The 14,525-nt window shown below is 71.1% G+C and carries 17 protein-coding genes; all 17 read left to right on the top strand.

Features of this window, described 5'->3' with window-relative positions:
• Window positions 1–32: 32 nt before the first annotated feature.
• The 17 genes from rpmE to IGS67_RS03090 all read left to right on the top strand — a co-directional run bounded on the left by rpmE (window position 33) and on the right by IGS67_RS03090 (window position 14,453).
• A complete protein-coding gene (gene rpmE, locus IGS67_RS03010) occupies window positions 33–248 on the top strand; it encodes a 50S ribosomal protein L31 (RefSeq protein ID WP_102507654.1) in 216 nt (71 codons plus the stop codon).
• Between the two features lie 126 nt (window positions 249–374).
• Entirely contained in the window at window positions 375–1,475 is a 1,101-nt protein-coding gene (prfA, locus tag IGS67_RS03015) for a peptide chain release factor 1 (RefSeq protein ID WP_192277650.1), read from the top strand.
• 2 nt (window positions 1,476–1,477) lie between these two features.
• Window positions 1,478–2,407, top strand: coding sequence for a peptide chain release factor N(5)-glutamine methyltransferase (gene prmC / locus IGS67_RS03020; RefSeq protein WP_192277652.1), 930 nt, complete (start codon window positions 1,478–1,480; stop codon window positions 2,405–2,407).
• On the top strand, window positions 2,404–3,153 hold the full coding sequence (locus tag IGS67_RS03025; RefSeq protein WP_328741378.1) for an L-threonylcarbamoyladenylate synthase: 750 nt from the start codon (window positions 2,404–2,406) through the stop codon (window positions 3,151–3,153). Before prmC ends, IGS67_RS03025 begins: the two co-directional genes overlap by 4 nt.
• On the top strand, window positions 3,150–4,277 hold the full coding sequence (locus IGS67_RS03030; protein WP_192277654.1) for an MraY family glycosyltransferase: 1,128 nt from the start codon (window positions 3,150–3,152) through the stop codon (window positions 4,275–4,277). Before IGS67_RS03025 ends, IGS67_RS03030 begins: the two co-directional genes overlap by 4 nt.
• A 17-nt stretch (window positions 4,278–4,294) precedes the next feature.
• Entirely contained in the window at window positions 4,295–4,759 is a 465-nt protein-coding gene (locus IGS67_RS03035) for a hypothetical protein (protein WP_192277656.1), read from the top strand.
• 236 nt (window positions 4,760–4,995) lie between these two features.
• Window positions 4,996–5,787: a F0F1 ATP synthase subunit A gene (atpB, locus tag IGS67_RS03040; RefSeq protein ID WP_328741379.1), complete on the top strand. Its 792-nt coding sequence runs from the start codon at window positions 4,996–4,998 to the stop codon at window positions 5,785–5,787.
• 87 nt (window positions 5,788–5,874) lie between these two features.
• Complete coding sequence (atpE, locus tag IGS67_RS03045; protein ID WP_328741380.1) at window positions 5,875–6,102, top strand: ATP synthase F0 subunit C; 228 nt, start codon at window positions 5,875–5,877, stop codon at window positions 6,100–6,102.
• 2 nt (window positions 6,103–6,104) lie between these two features.
• The gene (locus IGS67_RS03050; RefSeq protein ID WP_192277658.1) at window positions 6,105–6,665 is read left to right on the top strand and encodes a F0F1 ATP synthase subunit B; all 561 of its coding nucleotides are present in this window, start codon (window positions 6,105–6,107) and stop codon (window positions 6,663–6,665) included.
• The gene (locus tag IGS67_RS03055; protein WP_192277659.1) at window positions 6,665–7,483 is read left to right on the top strand and encodes a F0F1 ATP synthase subunit delta; all 819 of its coding nucleotides are present in this window, start codon (window positions 6,665–6,667) and stop codon (window positions 7,481–7,483) included. Before IGS67_RS03050 ends, IGS67_RS03055 begins: the two co-directional genes overlap by 1 nt.
• Window positions 7,484–7,583: 100 nt before the next feature.
• A complete protein-coding gene (gene atpA, locus IGS67_RS03060) occupies window positions 7,584–9,212 on the top strand; it encodes a F0F1 ATP synthase subunit alpha (RefSeq protein ID WP_192277661.1) in 1,629 nt (542 codons plus the stop codon).
• 2 nt (window positions 9,213–9,214) lie between these two features.
• A complete protein-coding gene (locus IGS67_RS03065; RefSeq protein WP_192277663.1) occupies window positions 9,215–10,111 on the top strand; it encodes a F0F1 ATP synthase subunit gamma in 897 nt (298 codons plus the stop codon).
• Window positions 10,112–10,190: 79 nt separating this feature from the next.
• Window positions 10,191–11,672, top strand: a complete 1,482-nt coding sequence (atpD, locus tag IGS67_RS03070) for a F0F1 ATP synthase subunit beta (RefSeq protein ID WP_192277666.1) — start codon at window positions 10,191–10,193, stop codon at window positions 11,670–11,672.
• A gap of 44 nt (window positions 11,673–11,716) precedes the next feature.
• Complete coding sequence (locus IGS67_RS03075; RefSeq protein ID WP_192277668.1) at window positions 11,717–11,983, top strand: F0F1 ATP synthase subunit epsilon; 267 nt, start codon at window positions 11,717–11,719, stop codon at window positions 11,981–11,983.
• Window positions 11,984–12,004: 21 nt separating this feature from the next.
• A complete protein-coding gene (locus IGS67_RS03080; protein WP_192277670.1) occupies window positions 12,005–12,427 on the top strand; it encodes a DUF2550 family protein in 423 nt (140 codons plus the stop codon).
• Window positions 12,428–12,494: 67 nt separating this feature from the next.
• Window positions 12,495–13,190, top strand: coding sequence for an endonuclease NucS (gene nucS, locus IGS67_RS03085; RefSeq protein WP_192277898.1), 696 nt, complete (start codon window positions 12,495–12,497; stop codon window positions 13,188–13,190).
• A gap of 57 nt (window positions 13,191–13,247) precedes the next feature.
• A complete protein-coding gene (locus tag IGS67_RS03090) occupies window positions 13,248–14,453 on the top strand; it encodes an N-acetylglucosamine-6-phosphate deacetylase (protein ID WP_192277672.1) in 1,206 nt (401 codons plus the stop codon).
• Window positions 14,454–14,525: the final 72 nt, after the last annotated feature.

Here is a 14,525-nt window from a genome sequence, read left to right on the forward strand (position 1 = left end):
GCGACCCGGGACCCTCTCACATGAGGAGAACCATGAAGAAGGACATCCACCCGGAGTACGTGGAGACCACGGTCTACTGCACCTGTGGCAACACGTTCACCACGCGCTCGACGAAGACCTCGGGCGAGATCCGCGCGGACGTGTGCAGCGCCTGCCACCCGTTCTACACGGGCAAGCAGAAGATCCTCGACACGGGCGGCCGCGTCGCGCGCTTCGAGGCTCGCTACGGCAAGAAGGCTGCCAACTAGCTTTCTCACCGACGCCGGCGGGACCACGACCGACAACCTCTCCAGGGGCAGTCGGAGCCGTGGACCCGCCGGCGTCGGCCGTTCCCGGGCCTACCGCCCGGGATCCCCCGAGCACGAGAGGCACTGATGAGCACCCCCGTCGGGCCCGAGGCCTTCGCGGCCGTCGAGCCCCTCCTCGCCGAGCACGCCGAGATCGAGCAGCAGCTCGCCGACCCCGCGGTCCACGCCGACGGCGACCGTGCGCGTACCCTCGGCCGTCGCTATGCCGAGCTCGGCCGCGTCGTCGGCGCGTACCGTGCGTGGCGCGCCGCCGAGGACGACCTCGGCGCGGCGCGCGAGATGGCCGGGGAGGACGAGGGGTTCGCCGCCGAGGTCCCCGGCCTCGAGGAGGCCGCGACGGACGCGGCCGAGCACCTGCGGCGCGTCCTCGTGCCACGTGACCCCGACGACGCGCGCGACGTCATCCTCGAGATCAAGGCGGGGGAGGGCGGCGAGGAGTCCGCGCTCTTCGCGGGCGACCTGCTGCGCATGTACCTGCGCTACGCGGAGCACCGCGGCTGGCGCACCGAGATCCTCGAGCGCACCGAGTCGGACCTCGGCGGCTTCAAGGACGTCCAGGTCGCCGTCAAGGCGCGTCGCACCGTCGCCCCCGAGGACGGCGTGTGGGCGGCCCTCAAGTACGAGGGTGGCGTCCATCGCGTCCAGCGCGTGCCCGTCACGGAGTCGCAGGGACGCATCCACACGTCGGCGGTCGGTGTGCTCGTCTTCCCCGAGGTCGAGGACGCGGGCGAGGTCGTCATCGACCCGAACGACCTGCGCATCGACGTCTACCGCTCGTCCGGCCCGGGCGGCCAGTCGGTCAACACGACCGACTCCGCGGTCCGCATCACGCACGTGCCGACCGGCATCGTCGTCTCGATGCAGAACGAGAAGTCCCAGCTGCAGAACCGCGAGCAGGCCATGCGCGTCCTGCGCGCGCGCCTCCTCGCCGCGCAGCAGGAGGAGGCGGCCGCCGCCGCGAACGACATCCGACGCTCGCAGGTGCGGACCGTCGACCGCTCCGAGCGGATCCGCACCTACAACTTCCCCGAGAACCGCATCGCGGACCACCGCACCGGCTACAAGGCGTACAACCTCGACACGGTGCTCGACGGCGAGCTCGGCCCCGTCATCGCGTCGGCGATCGAGGCCGACGAGGCAGCGCGCCTCGCCGGCACGTCCGAGTGACCATGGACCTCGCCGGGACGACACGCGTCCGGGACGCGCTCGCGCTCGCCGACGCGCTGCTCGCGGACGCGGGCGTGCCCAGCCCGCGTGTCGACGCCGAGCTGCTGTGCGCGCACGCCGCGGGCGCCGACCGCTCGGCGGTGACGACTGCGAGCCTCCTCGGCCGGACGCTCGCCGACCTCGGCCCCGACGTCGCCGACGCGTTCGCGCGGCTCGTCGCGGCGCGCGCCGAGCGCCGTCCCCTCCAGCACCTCACGGGCCGCGCCCCCTTCCGGCACCTCGATCTCGAGGTCGGGCCCGGCGTCTTCGTGCCGCGCCCCGAGACGGAGGACGTCGCACAGGTCGCGATCGACGAGGCTGCCAGCGTCGTCGCGGAGCGCGGCGACGCCCTCGTCGTCGACCTCTGCACGGGGTCGGCCGCGATCGCGCTCGCGGTCGCGACCGAGGTCCCGGGCGCGGAGGTCCGTGCGGTCGAGCTCGACGCCGACGCGCACGCGTGGGCCGCACGCAACGTCGCGCGCGTCGAGGCAGCGACCGGGGCGCGCGTCGGGCTCGTCCGGGGTGACGCCCGCACCGCGCTCCGTCACCTCGACGGCACGGTCGACGTCGTCGTCTCCAACCCCCCGTACGTGCCCTCCGACGCGGTGCCGCGCGACCCCGAGGTCGCCCGGCACGACCCCGCGGTCGCGCTCTACGGCCTCGGCGTCGACGGCCTCGAGGTGCCCCGCGGCGTCACGGCCGCGGCCGTGCGGCTCCTGCGTCCCGGCGGGCTCTACGTCATGGAGCACGCCGAGGTCCAGGCCGAGGCCGCGCGCGCGATGGCCGCGGCTGCGGGCCTCGTCGACGTGCGCACCGTCCCGGACCTCACCGGTCGCCCCAGGACGGTCGTCGCACGTCGGCCGCTCGCAGTCGTGGGAGGATCGGAGTCGTGACGCACGCGATCCTCCCCGCTTCCGACCCTCAGTCGTGGGGGCCCGCACTCGACGAGGCCGTGGCCGCCGTCCAGCGCGGAGCCGTCGTCGTCCTGCCGACCGACACCGTCTACGGCGTCGGTGCGGACGCGTTCTCGCCCGCGGCCGTCGCGGCCGTGCTCGCGGCCAAGGGCCGCGGCCGGCAGATGCCGCCGCCGGTCCTCGTGCCCGATGCCCGCACGCTCGACGGCCTCGCAACCGAGGTCTCCGACGACGTGCGTGCGCTCGTCGACGCGTTCTGGCCGGGCGGGCTCACGCTCATCTGCCGCGCGCAGCCGACCCTCGCGTGGGACCTCGGCGAGACCCACGGCACCGTCGCCCTCCGCATGCCTGACCACCCGGCCGCGCTCGCGCTCCTGCGGCGCACGGGACCGCTCGCGGTCTCGAGCGCCAACCTCACGGGGCAGGCGGCCGCGCTCGAGGTCGCCGACGCCGCCGCGCAGCTCGGCGGCGCGGTCGCGGTCTACCTCGACGGCGGCCCCGTCCCCGGGGGCGTCGCGTCGACGATCGTCGACGCGACGGGCGACGTGCCCGTCGTCGTCCGCGCGGGCGCGATCTCGCTCGAGCGGCTGCGCGAGGTTGTGCCCGGGCTGCGTGACGCGGGCGAGCCCGCGCCCGCCGAGCCGACTCCAGCCGCGCCGACTCTCGACGCGCCGTCCGCCCCGGCGGAGGGCACGGGGGACGAGACCCCCGAAGCGCTCCGGTGAGGGCCTATCTGCTCGTCGCACTCGTCGCCGCGACCGTGACCTTCCTCCTCACGCCGCTCGCGCGGTGGATCGCCATGCGCACGGGCGGGATGACCGCTGTGCGCTCGCGCGACGTCCACACGGTGCCGACCCCGCGCCTCGGCGGACTCGCGATGCTTGCGGGGCTCGCGGTGTCGTTCCTCGTGGCCTCGAAGATCGGCTTCCTCGAGGACGTCTTCGCGTCGGGGGAGGCGTGGGCGATCCTCCTCGGCGCCGGCCTCGTCGCGCTGCTCGGCGCGGCGGACGACATCTGGGACCTCGACTGGATGACGAAGCTCGCGGGGCAGATCCTCGCGGCCGGCGTCATGGCCTGGCAGGGCGTCCAGCTCATCACGGTGCCGATCGGCGGGCTGACGATCGGCTCGGGCCGCCTCTCCCTGTTTCTCACGGTCCTCGCGGTCGTCACCGCGATGAACGCCGTGAACTTCGTCGACGGCCTCGACGGGCTCGCCGCGGGTCTCATCGCGATCGGCGGCAGCGCGTTCTTCCTCTACACCTACCTGCTCACGCAGTCGACGAACCCCACGGACTACTCCGACCTTGCGAGCCTCGCGACGATCGCCCTCGTGGGCGTGTGCCTCGGCTTCCTGCCGCACAACTTCCATCCCTCGCGACTCTTCATGGGCGACTCGGGCTCGATGCTCATCGGCCTCGTCATCGCGGCCGCCGCGATCGCCGTCACCGGACGCATCGACCCGGCACGCATCTCCGAGGGCCAGTCGATCCCCGCGTTCCTGCCGATCCTCCTGCCCGCAGCCATCATCGTCCTCCCGCTCCTCGACATGGTGCTCGCCGTCCTCCGACGCACGCTCCAGGGCAAGAGCCCGTTCCATCCCGACCGCATGCACCTCCACCACCGGCTGCTGCAGCTTGGGCACACCCACCGTCGCGCGGTCGTCATCATGTACCTGTGGACGGCGGTCCTCGCGTTCGGCGCCGCCGCGCTCGTCGCGTTCACCGTGACGCAGGTGCTCGCCGGCATGGCCATCGCCTCCGTCGTCGTCCTTGCACTCACCCTCGGTCCGCTCGGCCACCACGGCCGACGCGGCTCCGCCCCCGTCACGGCCGGCGCCTCGCGGGCCTGACCGAACCAGGAGCTCTCATGTCCCAGCCCACCGATCCGTCCCCGGTCCGTGCCGCGTTCGCAGGCGTGCTCCGTGCAGTGACGCTCTTCGTCGTCGCGGTCGCCGTGCTCGGCGCGGGTGCCGGCCTGCTCGTCGGAGGGACGCCCGGCCTCTGGGGCGGGCTCCTCGGCGCGGGGGTCGCGGCGTTCTTCTCCGTGACGACCGCGGTCATCATGGTGCGCACGGCCGACAAGCCGATGCACGTGACGAACGCGTGGGTCATCGGCGCGTGGCTCGCGAAGATGCTCGTCCTGCTCGTCGTGCTCGCGCTCCTCAAGGACGCGACGTTCTTCCACAAGGGTGTCTTCTTCGTCGTGCTCGTCGTCGCGGTCGTCGGCTCGATGGCGCTCGAGATGTGGCAGCTGCAGCGTGCCCGCATCCCTGTCGTGGATCTCACACAGCGTTCCGGCACGGAGACGGGGCCTGACGCCGAGGCCCCATAGGCCGTCACTTCCCGACGATCGCACGTACGCAACCCCTGCGGGCGTGGCGATCGTCACACACAGCGGGTCCTGAGGCCTCCGGCTGCGACAGTTCGCCGCGGCTCCATACGCTAGTCTGGGACCCGATTCCGACAATGTAGTCCGACGGCCCACGTCCGCACCCGCGTGGTGTGGTATGTCGTCGACACGATCGCTGGGAGATCACCCTGTTCGCTCTGACCACTCACGGTGCCTCCGTGCTCGCAGCCGGTGACGGTGAAGGTGGAGGCTTCCACACGCCGACGCTGGCGGACTTCTTCCCCCCGGCGATCTTCTTCGAGGGCACGCCCTTCGAGTTCAACCGGATCACCCTCGTGCGCGTCCTCGCCACGTTCGTGCTCGTGACGGTCTTCGTCCTCGTCGCGCGCCGCGCGACGCTCGTCCCGGGCCGCGCCCAGGGTGCGATCGAGCTCGTCCTCGACTTCGTGCGGGTGAACATCGTCGAGGAGATCATCGGCAAGAAGACGGCCCGCCGTCACACGCCGCTCCTGACGATCATGTTCCTCGCGATCTTCGCGATGAACATCACGGGCATCGTCCCCGCGCTCAACATCGCCGGCTCGGGCGTCATCGGGTTCCCGATCGTCATGGCGGTCATCGCCTACGGCGCGTTCATCATCGCTGGCGTGCGCGCGCAGGGCGGCCTCGGCTACCTGCGCAGCGCCCTGTTCCCGCCCGGCGTCCCGTGGCCGATCTACATCATCCTCACGCCCATCGAGATCATCTCGACGTTCGTGCTGCGTCCCGCGACGCTCGCCATCCGACTCCTCGTCAACATGGTCGCGGGCCACCTGCTGCTCGTGCTCTGCTTCGCAGCGACCCACTTCCTCTTCCTCGAGGCCGCGGCCGCGTTCAAGGCGATCGGCGTCGTCACCCTCGCCGCAGGCTTCGCCTTCACGGTGTTCGAGATCTTCATCGCGATCCTGCAGGCGTACATCTTCGTCCTGCTCACCGCGGTGTACATCAACCTCTCCGAGGAAGCCCACTAAGCACCCCTCCCGGGGCAGGTCGCGGACCGACCTGCCCTCTTCACCCCCGGCCGGGAGAATCCCGGTCGTACTGGAAGGAACACACTCGTGGACATCACGACCCTCGCCGCCATCACGGGCGACATCGCGACCATCGGCTACGGCCTCGCCGCGCTCGGCCCCGCAATCGGCCTCGGCATCATGGTCGCCAAGACGCAGGAGGCCACTGCTCGCCAGCCTGAGGTCGCCGGCGCCCTGCGCACCAACATGTTCATCTCGCTCGCGGCCATCGAGGCCCTCGGCCTCATCGGCTTCGCTGCAGGCTTCGTCTTCTGACGATGGACGCCACGACCATTCTCGCCGCGACCGTGGACGGGACCTACCCGCTTCTTCGTCCCGCGACGTATGACATCGTGTGGTCGGCGGTCTGTTTCGCGATCATCGCGTTCGCGCTGGGCAAGTACGCGCTTCCCGTCTTCACGAAGATCCTCGACGAGAGGACCGCGAAGATCGAGGCCGGTCTCAACTTCGCCGACGAGGCGAAGGCGATGGCCGAGACTGCGGCCGTCGAGCAGGAGCAGCTGCTCCGCGAGGCACGCGCCGAGGCCGCCCACGTGCGGGACTCCGCCCGCAACGAGGCCACGGCCATCGTCGCCGAGGCCCGGGCCAAGGCCGCGGCCGAGGCAGAGCGGGTCCTCGAGGCTGCTCAGCGCCAGATCGACGCGGAGCGCCAGGCTGCAGCGGTCACGCTGCGTGCCGACGTCGGCACCCTCGCGACCGAGCTCGCCTCGAAGATCGTGGGCGAGTCCCTCGAGGACGTCGCGCGCCAGTCGCGCGTCGTGGACCGCTTCCTCGACGAGCTCGAGGCGTCCGCCCTCACCACCGCCAAGGAGAAGTGATGCGGGGTACCAGCCAGCGTTCGCTGGAGGCCGTGCGCGCCGGGTTCGCCCCGGTGCTGCGCGCCGCCGGCGAGGGCGCCGCTGAGCTCGGTGAGCAGCTGTTCACCGTGCTCGACGCGCTCGACGGATCCGCCGCGCTCCTGCGCGCCCTCGCCAACCCGGCGCGCGACGCCGCGTCGAAGGCAGGGCTCGTGCGGGGCGTGCTCGGCGGGAAGGCCGACGACCGTGTCGTCGACGTCCTCGTCGAGCTCGTGGCCCAGCGCTGGTCGGCGGACGCCGACCTCGCGCAGGCCGTCGAGGATCTCGCGGTCGGGGCGACCCTCGCGTCGGCCCAGGCCCGGGGAACGCTCGAGACCGTCGAGAACGAGCTCTTCACCCTCATGAGGTCGCTCATCGGCTCCCCGTCCGACGTCCGCTCGATGCTCTCCGCGCCGCACGTCACCGAGTCCGAGAGGATCCGTCTCCTCGAGACGATCCTCGACGGCCGCGGCGACGAGGCCACGCGCCGGCTCGCCCGCCGTGCCGTCGGTCTGCGGCGCGGGCGTCGGTTCGTCGCCACGCTCAGCTGGTACATGGAGATCGCTGCTGGCATGCGTGACCGCCTCGTCGGTCTCGCCACCGTCTCCGTGCCTCTCACGGAGGCGCAGACGGACCGGATCGGTTCGCTGCTCGCCCAGGCGTACGGCAAGCCCGTCCAGCTCAACGTCGTCGTCGACCCCTCGGTCGTCGGCGGCCTGCGCATCCAGGTCGGCGACGACGTCGTCGAGGCCACCGTGCTCGCACGGATGGTCGACGCCCGCCGCCGCATGGCGAGCTGACCACCGCGCCGCAGGCGCACCCCCACGCATCCGCGGCCCGGCAGGGTCCGCACACTGAAGATCGCACGACCGCCACAGGCGGTCATGACAGGAGAGATCAATGGCTGAGCTGCAGATCCGGCCGGAAGAGATCCGTGCCGCGCTGGACAGCTTCGTGAAGTCCTACGAGCCGACGGCCACCGCGAGCGAAGAGGTCGGCCGCGTCACGCTCGCGGGCGACGGCATCGCCCGCGTCGAGGGCCTGCCCGGCGTCATGGCGAACGAGCTGGTCCGCTTCGAGGACGGCACGCTCGGCCTCGCCCTCAACCTCGAGACCCGGGAGATCGGTGTCGTCGTCCTCGGCGAGTTCACCGGCATCGAGGAGGGCCAGACGGTCCACCGCACCGGCGAGGTCCTCTCGGTCCCCGTCGGCGACGGCTACCTCGGCCGCGTCGTCGACCCGCTCGGCACCCCGATCGACGGCCTCGGCGAGATCGTCACGACGGGCCGCCGCGCCCTCGAGCTCCAGGCTCCCGGCGTCATGGACCGCAAGTCGGTCCACGAGCCGCTCCAGACGGGCCTCAAGGCGATCGACGCGATGATCCCGATCGGCCGCGGCCAGCGTCAGCTCATCATCGGCGACCGCCAGACGGGCAAGACCGCGATCGCGATCGACACGATCATCAACCAGAAGGCCAACTGGGAGACGGGCGACCCGACCAAGCAGGTCCGCTGCATCTACGTCGCGATCGGCCAGAAGGGCTCGACGATCGCGTCGGTCCGTGGCGCTCTCGAGGAGGCAGGTGCGCTCGAGTACACGACGATCGTCGCGGCTCCTGCCTCTGACCCCGCGGGCTTCAAGTACCTCGCGCCCTACACGGGCTCGGCCATCGGCCAGCACTGGATGTACGACGGCAAGCACGTCCTCATCATCTTCGACGACCTGTCGAAGCAGGCCGAGGCCTACCGCGCCGTCTCGCTCCTCCTGCGTCGTCCGCCGGGCCGCGAGGCCTACCCGGGTGACGTCTTCTACCTGCACTCCCGTCTGCTCGAGCGCTGCGCCAAGCTCTCGGACGAGATGGGCGCGGGCTCGATGACGGGTCTGCCCGTCATCGAGACGAAGGCGAACGACGTCTCGGCGTACATCCCGACGAACGTCATCTCGATCACCGACGGTCAGATCTTCCTCCAGTCGGACCTCTTCAACGCGGACCAGCGCCCCGCGGTCGACGTCGGCATCTCGGTGTCGCGCGTCGGTGGCTCGGCTCAGGTCAAGGCCATGAAGAAGGTCTCGGGCACGCTCAAGCTCGACCTCGCCCAGTACCGCTCGCTCGAGGCCTTCGCGATGTTCGCCTCCGACCTCGACTCAGCGTCGAAGGCACAGCTCACCCGTGGTGCTCGCCTCATGGAGCTCCTCAAGCAGGGTCAGTACTCGCCGTACCCCGTGGAGGACCAGGTCGCCTCGATCTGGGCCGGCACGAAGGGCAAGCTCGACGACGTCCCGCTCGAGGACGTGCGCCGGTTCGAGGCCGAGCTCCTCGACCACCTCCGCCGCAACACCGAGGTCCTCACGACCATCGGCTCGACGGGCAAGCTCGAGGACTCGACCGAGGAGGCGCTCGGCGCCGCGATCGACGACTTCCGGCTCAGCTTCCTCAAGGGCGACGGCACCCCGCTCGTCGGTTCCGAGGAGTCCGACGAGGTGACCCCGGTCGAGCAGGAGCAGATCGTCAAGCAGAAGAAGGCCTGACGATGGCGGGCTCGCAGCGCGTCTACCGGCAGAGGATCCGGTCGACACAGTCGCTCAAGAAGATCTTCCGTGCGATGGAGCTCATCGCGGCCTCACGCATCGGCAAGGCCCGGGCGAAGGTCACCGCGGCGACGCCGTACACCGAGATGCTCACGCGTGCGGTGTCCGCGGCGGCGACCCACGGCGCGACTGAGCACCCGCTGCTCTCGGAGCGCACGGACACGAACCGCGTCGCGGTCCTGCTCGTCACGGCGGACCGTGGCATGGCTGGCTCCTACTCGGCGGCGGTCATCCGTGAGGCCGAGACGCTCATCGAGCGTCTCGAGTCCGAGGGCAAGGAGGTCGACCTCTACGTCACCGGACGTCGCGCCGTGTCCTACTACTCGTTCCGCAACCGCGAGCTCGCCGGACAGTGGACGTCGCAGTCGGACGCACCGGACGTCGAGACCGCCAACGACATCGCCGACCGGTTGCTCGCGGCGTTCCTGGCGCCTGCCGAGGAAGGCGGCGTGGGCGAGCTCCATGTCGTCTACACGCGGTTCGTCAACATGGTGACGCAGAAGCCGCGCATCGTGCGGCTGCTTCCTCTCGAGGTCGTCGAGGGCGTCGAGGCGCCCGGCAAGAACGAGGCCCTGCCGCTGTACGAGTTCGAGCCGTCGGCCGAGGCCGTGCTCGACGCGCTCCTGCCGCGGTACGTCCGTCGCCGCATCTACACCGCGCTCCTGCAGTCGGCAGCCTCCGAGCTCGCCGCCCGGCAGCGCGCGATGCACACGGCGACCGACAACGCCGAGGATCTCATCCGCAACTACACGCGTCTGGCCAACCAGGCGCGTCAGGCTGAGATCACCCAGGAGATCTCCGAGATCGTCTCGGGCGCCGACGCCCTGGCGGCGTCATGAACCTGACGCCCCGAACCCACGTTGCAAGCATCGACCCCGTCGGGCACCTGCCCGTCACTGTGAAGCGAGGCCAGCAGTCATGACCGCCACCACTGTCGACACCGGCGCTGCCGGCGCGAAGACCCCCGGCGTGGGGCGCGTCGCCCGCGTCATCGGCCCCGTCGTGGACATCGAGTTCCCGTCGGACCAGATCCCCGAGCTCTACAACGCGCTCCAGGTCGACATCGACCTGACGTCGCAGGGCGAGGGAGAGAAGAAGTTCACGCTCAACCTCGAGGTCGCCCAGCACCTCGGCGACTCGATGATCCGTGCGATCGCCCTCAAGCCGACGGACGGTCTCGTCCGCGGCTCGGAGGTCCGCGACACGGGCGCCCCGATCTCCGTGCCCGTCGGGGACGTCACCAAGGGTCACGTCTTCGACGTCACCGGTGAGGTCCTCAACGCCCAGCCCGGCGAGCAGATCGAGATCACCGAGCGCTGGCCGATCCACCGCAAGCCCCCGGCGTTCGACCAGCTCGAGTCGAAGACGACGATGTTCGAGACCGGCATCAAGTCGATCGACCTCCTCACCCCGTACGTCCAGGGTGGAAAGATCGGCCTCTTCGGTGGTGCGGGCGTCGGTAAGACGGTCCTCATCCAGGAGATGATCTACCGCGTCGCCAACAACCACAACGGCGTCTCCGTGTTCGCCGGCGTCGGTGAGCGCACGCGTGAGGGCAACGACCTCATCCAGGAGATGACCGAGTCGGGCGTCATCAACCAGACCGCCCTCGTCTTCGGCCAGATGGACGAGCCGCCGGGCACCCGTCTCCGCGTCGCGCTCTCGGCCCTCACGATGGCCGAGTACTTCCGTGACGTGCAGAAGCAGGACGTCCTCCTCTTCATCGACAACATCTTCCGCTTCACGCAGGCCGGCTCCGAGGTTTCGACGCTCCTGGGCCGCATGCCTTCGGCCGTCGGTTACCAGCCGAACCTCGCGGACGAGATGGGTCAGCTGCAGGAGCGCATCACCTCGACGCGTGGTCACTCGATCACGTCGCTCCAGGCGATCTACGTCCCCGCCGACGACTACACGGACCCGGCCCCGGCGACGACGTTCGCGCACCTCGACGCGACGACCGAGCTGAGCCGTGAGATCGCCTCGCGCGGTCTCTACCCGGCCATCGACCCGCTGACGTCGACGTCGCGCATCCTCGACCCGCGCTACGTGGGCAAGGACCACTACGAGACGGCGACGCGCGTGAAGTCCATCCTCCAGCGCAACAAGGAGCTCCAGGACATCATCGCGATCCTCGGTGTCGACGAGCTCTCGGAGGAGGACAAGACCGTCGTCGGTCGCGCCCGCCGCATCCAGCAGTTCCTCTCGCAGAACACCTACATGGCCGAGCAGTTCACCAACGTGCCCGGCTCGACCGTTCCCCTCACGGAGACGATCGAGGCGTTCCAGAAGATCGCGGACGGCGAGTTCGACCACATCTCCGAGCAGGCGTTCTTCAACATCGGTGGCCTCGAGGACCTCGAGCGCAACTGGGCCCGCATCCAGAAGGAGTACGGCGTCTGACGCCGTCCGCCTCCTGATCGAGCCGACACACGCTAGGAGCTCACATGGCTGAACTTTCCGTCGACGTCGTCGCCGCTGACCGGGCCGTCTGGTCCGGCACGGCTCGATCCGTCACCGCGCCAGCGCACGACGGGTCGCTCGGGATTCTCGTGGGGCACACGCCCCTGCTCGCTCTGCTCGGCGCGGGGGCGGTCATCATCCGTCCCGCGTCGGGCCCCGAGCTCGAGATCTCGGTGACGGGCGGATTCCTGTCCGTCGACTCCGACCAGGTCACGGTGGTCGCCGACGAGGCGACTCTCGTCACCGCCTGATCACGCACGAGGGCGGCCGTCATGGGGGAGTGGTTCCGGTGGATGCTCGTCATCCTCGGTCTGCTCGCAGTGGCGGCCGCCCTCGTCGTCGTCCTGCGCCTTCGAGCGCTCGAACGACGAGTGGGCTCCTTCTCGTGCGCCGTGGCGCCCGCCCACGCCCCCGCCCCGAGCGCGCCCCCGCGCGTCGGGATCGCGCACTACGGCGTCGGTCGCCTCGACTGGTACCGGCGCTGGTCGCTCTCCCTGCGTGCTGACCGCACGTGGAGCCGGAGCGAGCTCGAGGTGGACTCGCGCGAGCTGGTCCCCGGGTCGCAGGACCGCTACCGCGTCCGCTGCAGCTATCGTGGGGAGCCGCTCGTCCTCGAGATGTCGTTCCCCGCGTACGCGGGACTCACCTCGTGGCTCGAGTCCGCACCGCCCTCCGACGGCGGCGTGGTCTCCTGACCGCGTGGCGCTCCTCGGCGCCCGGCGCGGCCGAGCGTTGCCCGTCATCCCCGAGCCTGAGGACGTCGTGAGACTCGTCATCGCGGACTGTGCCGCGCACTACACCGGCCGCCTCTCGGCCCACCTGCCGCTCGCGCGGCGCCTCGTCGTCGTCAAGGCGGACGGCTCGGTGCTGCTGCACTCCGACGGCGGCTCCTACAAGCCGCTCAACTGGATGAGCCCGCCGTGCACGCTCGTCGTCTCGGAGCCCGACGACGACGAGGCGGCCGCAGGTCTCACCGCGGTGTGGGACGTCCAGCACACAAAGAGCGACGACCACCTGCGCATCGAGATCTATGAGGTGGTGCTCGACACGACCGCGGACCTGGGCATCGACCCGGGACTCGTCAAGGAGGGCGTCGAGGCGCACCTCCAGGCCTTGCTCGCGGAACAGATCGAGCTGCTCGGGCCCGGGCACACGCTCGTCCGGCGCGAGTACATGACGGCGATCGGTCCGGTCGACATCCTCGCGCGTGACCCGCGCGGCGGGTCGGTCGCGATCGAGATCAAGCGTCGGGGCGAGATCGACGGCGTCGAGCAGCTCACCCGCTACCTCGACCTGCTCAACAGGGATCCCCTCATCGCGCCGGTCCGCGGAGTGTTCGCGGCCCAGCAGATCAAGCCGCAGGCGCGCGTGCTCGCGACCGACCGCGGGATCGAGTGCCTCGTGCTCGACTACGACGCGATGCGCGGGGTCGACGACGTCGACGCGCGTCTCTTCTGAGTGGAACCGGGACCTCGGGACTGGCGCTGGGCGCCGCTCCGGGGCGAGAATGGCAGCATGGCTAACAAAGTGGTGCTGCGTGGTCGGGTCCTCACGGGGTCGACGGAGATCCCGGACGGCGTCGTCGTCCTCGACGGACCGACGATCGCGTTCGTCGGTGAGGTGAGCGAGGCGCAGGCGGCAGGCCACGACCTCGCCGGCGCGCGGGCCGTGCCCGTCGTCACGCCGGGCCTCGTCGACATCCACTGCCACGGCGGTGGCGGCGCGAGCTTCCCCGACGCCGAGGACGCCGCGACCGCGATGGCCGCTGTGCTCGAGCACCGGCGTGCCGGCACGACGACGCTCGTCGCGTCCCTAGTCACGGCGGCGCCCGAGACGCTCCTGCAGCGCTCGGGCGTGCTCGCCGAGCTCGCCGAGGCCGGGGAGATCGCGGGCGCGCACCTCGAGGGCCCGTTCGTCTCGGTCGAGCGCTGCGGCGCGCAGGACCCGGCCCTCATCCAGGAACCGTCGGCTGACCTCGTCCGCGAGGTCGCGCAGGTCCTCGGTCGGTACTTCGTGACGATGACGATCGCCCCGGAGAAGGACGGCAACGTCGGCGAGGGCGGGGTCACCGAGGCGCTCATCGACGCGGGCGCCCTCCCGAGCTACGGGCACACGGACGCGGCCGCGGGCGAGATGCGCGTTGCCCTCGACGAGGCGCACGAGCGCCTCGCGACGCCGGGCGTGCGCTCGGCACGGCCGACGATCACGCACCTCTTCAACGGCATGCGGCCCCTCGCGCACCGCGAGGCGGGCCCGATCGCCGACTGCCTCTCCGCGGCCGCACGCGGTCGGGCGGTCGTCGAGCTCGTTGCGGACGGCACGCACGTGCACCCCGCACTCGTGCGGGACGTCATCGAGATGGTCGGCGCCGAGAACGTCGCGTTCGTCACGGACGCGATGGCAGCCGCCGGCATGGCTGACGGCAGCTACCGGCTCGGTTCGCAGGACGTCACGGTCGCCGACGGCGTCGCCCGCCTCACGGTCGGGGGCGCGATCGCGGGCGGTACTGCCCGGCTCAGTGACGTGCTGCGGCGCACGGTCCGGGGCGGTGTGCCGCTCGTCGACGCGGTGCGCTCGGCGACGCACACGCCGGCGACGGTTCTCGGCCGCACGGACGTCGGTCGGCTCGAGGTCGGCGCGCGCGCCGACGTGCTCCTCCTCGACGACGGGCTGCGCGTCCTCGACGTCCTCCGCGGCGGCGAGCTCGTCGCACAGGCCTGACGGCGGCCCCAGGAATGCCGCCAACCGGCCGCCGCGCCCGCACCCCGACTGGTAGCGCTTGAGCACAGCGCT

The organism is Flavimobilis rhizosphaerae (assembly GCF_014852685.1).
Classification (GTDB): Bacteria; Actinomycetota; Actinomycetes; order Actinomycetales; family Cellulomonadaceae; genus Flavimobilis; species Flavimobilis rhizosphaerae.

What these genes read in the sequence shown, in the direction of transcription:
- rpmE (WP_102507654.1), top strand. Translation starts at nt 33, where the DNA reads ATGAAGAAGGACATCCACCCGGAGTACGTGGAGACCACGGTCTACTGC.
- prfA (WP_192277650.1), top strand. Translation starts at nt 375, where the DNA reads ATGAGCACCCCCGTCGGGCCCGAGGCCTTCGCGGCCGTCGAGCCCCTC.
- prmC (WP_192277652.1), top strand. Translation starts at nt 1,478, where the DNA reads ATGGACCTCGCCGGGACGACACGCGTCCGGGACGCGCTCGCGCTCGCC.
- IGS67_RS03035 (WP_192277656.1), top strand. Translation starts at nt 4,295, where the DNA reads ATGTCCCAGCCCACCGATCCGTCCCCGGTCCGTGCCGCGTTCGCAGGC.
- IGS67_RS03050 (WP_192277658.1), top strand. Translation starts at nt 6,105, where the DNA reads ATGGACGCCACGACCATTCTCGCCGCGACCGTGGACGGGACCTACCCG.
- IGS67_RS03055 (WP_192277659.1), top strand. Translation starts at nt 6,665, where the DNA reads ATGCGGGGTACCAGCCAGCGTTCGCTGGAGGCCGTGCGCGCCGGGTTC.
- atpA (WP_192277661.1), top strand. Translation starts at nt 7,584, where the DNA reads ATGGCTGAGCTGCAGATCCGGCCGGAAGAGATCCGTGCCGCGCTGGAC.
- IGS67_RS03065 (WP_192277663.1), top strand. Translation starts at nt 9,215, where the DNA reads ATGGCGGGCTCGCAGCGCGTCTACCGGCAGAGGATCCGGTCGACACAG.
- atpD (WP_192277666.1), top strand. Translation starts at nt 10,191, where the DNA reads ATGACCGCCACCACTGTCGACACCGGCGCTGCCGGCGCGAAGACCCCC.
- IGS67_RS03075 (WP_192277668.1), top strand. Translation starts at nt 11,717, where the DNA reads ATGGCTGAACTTTCCGTCGACGTCGTCGCCGCTGACCGGGCCGTCTGG.
- IGS67_RS03080 (WP_192277670.1), top strand. Translation starts at nt 12,005, where the DNA reads ATGGGGGAGTGGTTCCGGTGGATGCTCGTCATCCTCGGTCTGCTCGCA.
- IGS67_RS03090 (WP_192277672.1), top strand. Translation starts at nt 13,248, where the DNA reads ATGGCTAACAAAGTGGTGCTGCGTGGTCGGGTCCTCACGGGGTCGACG.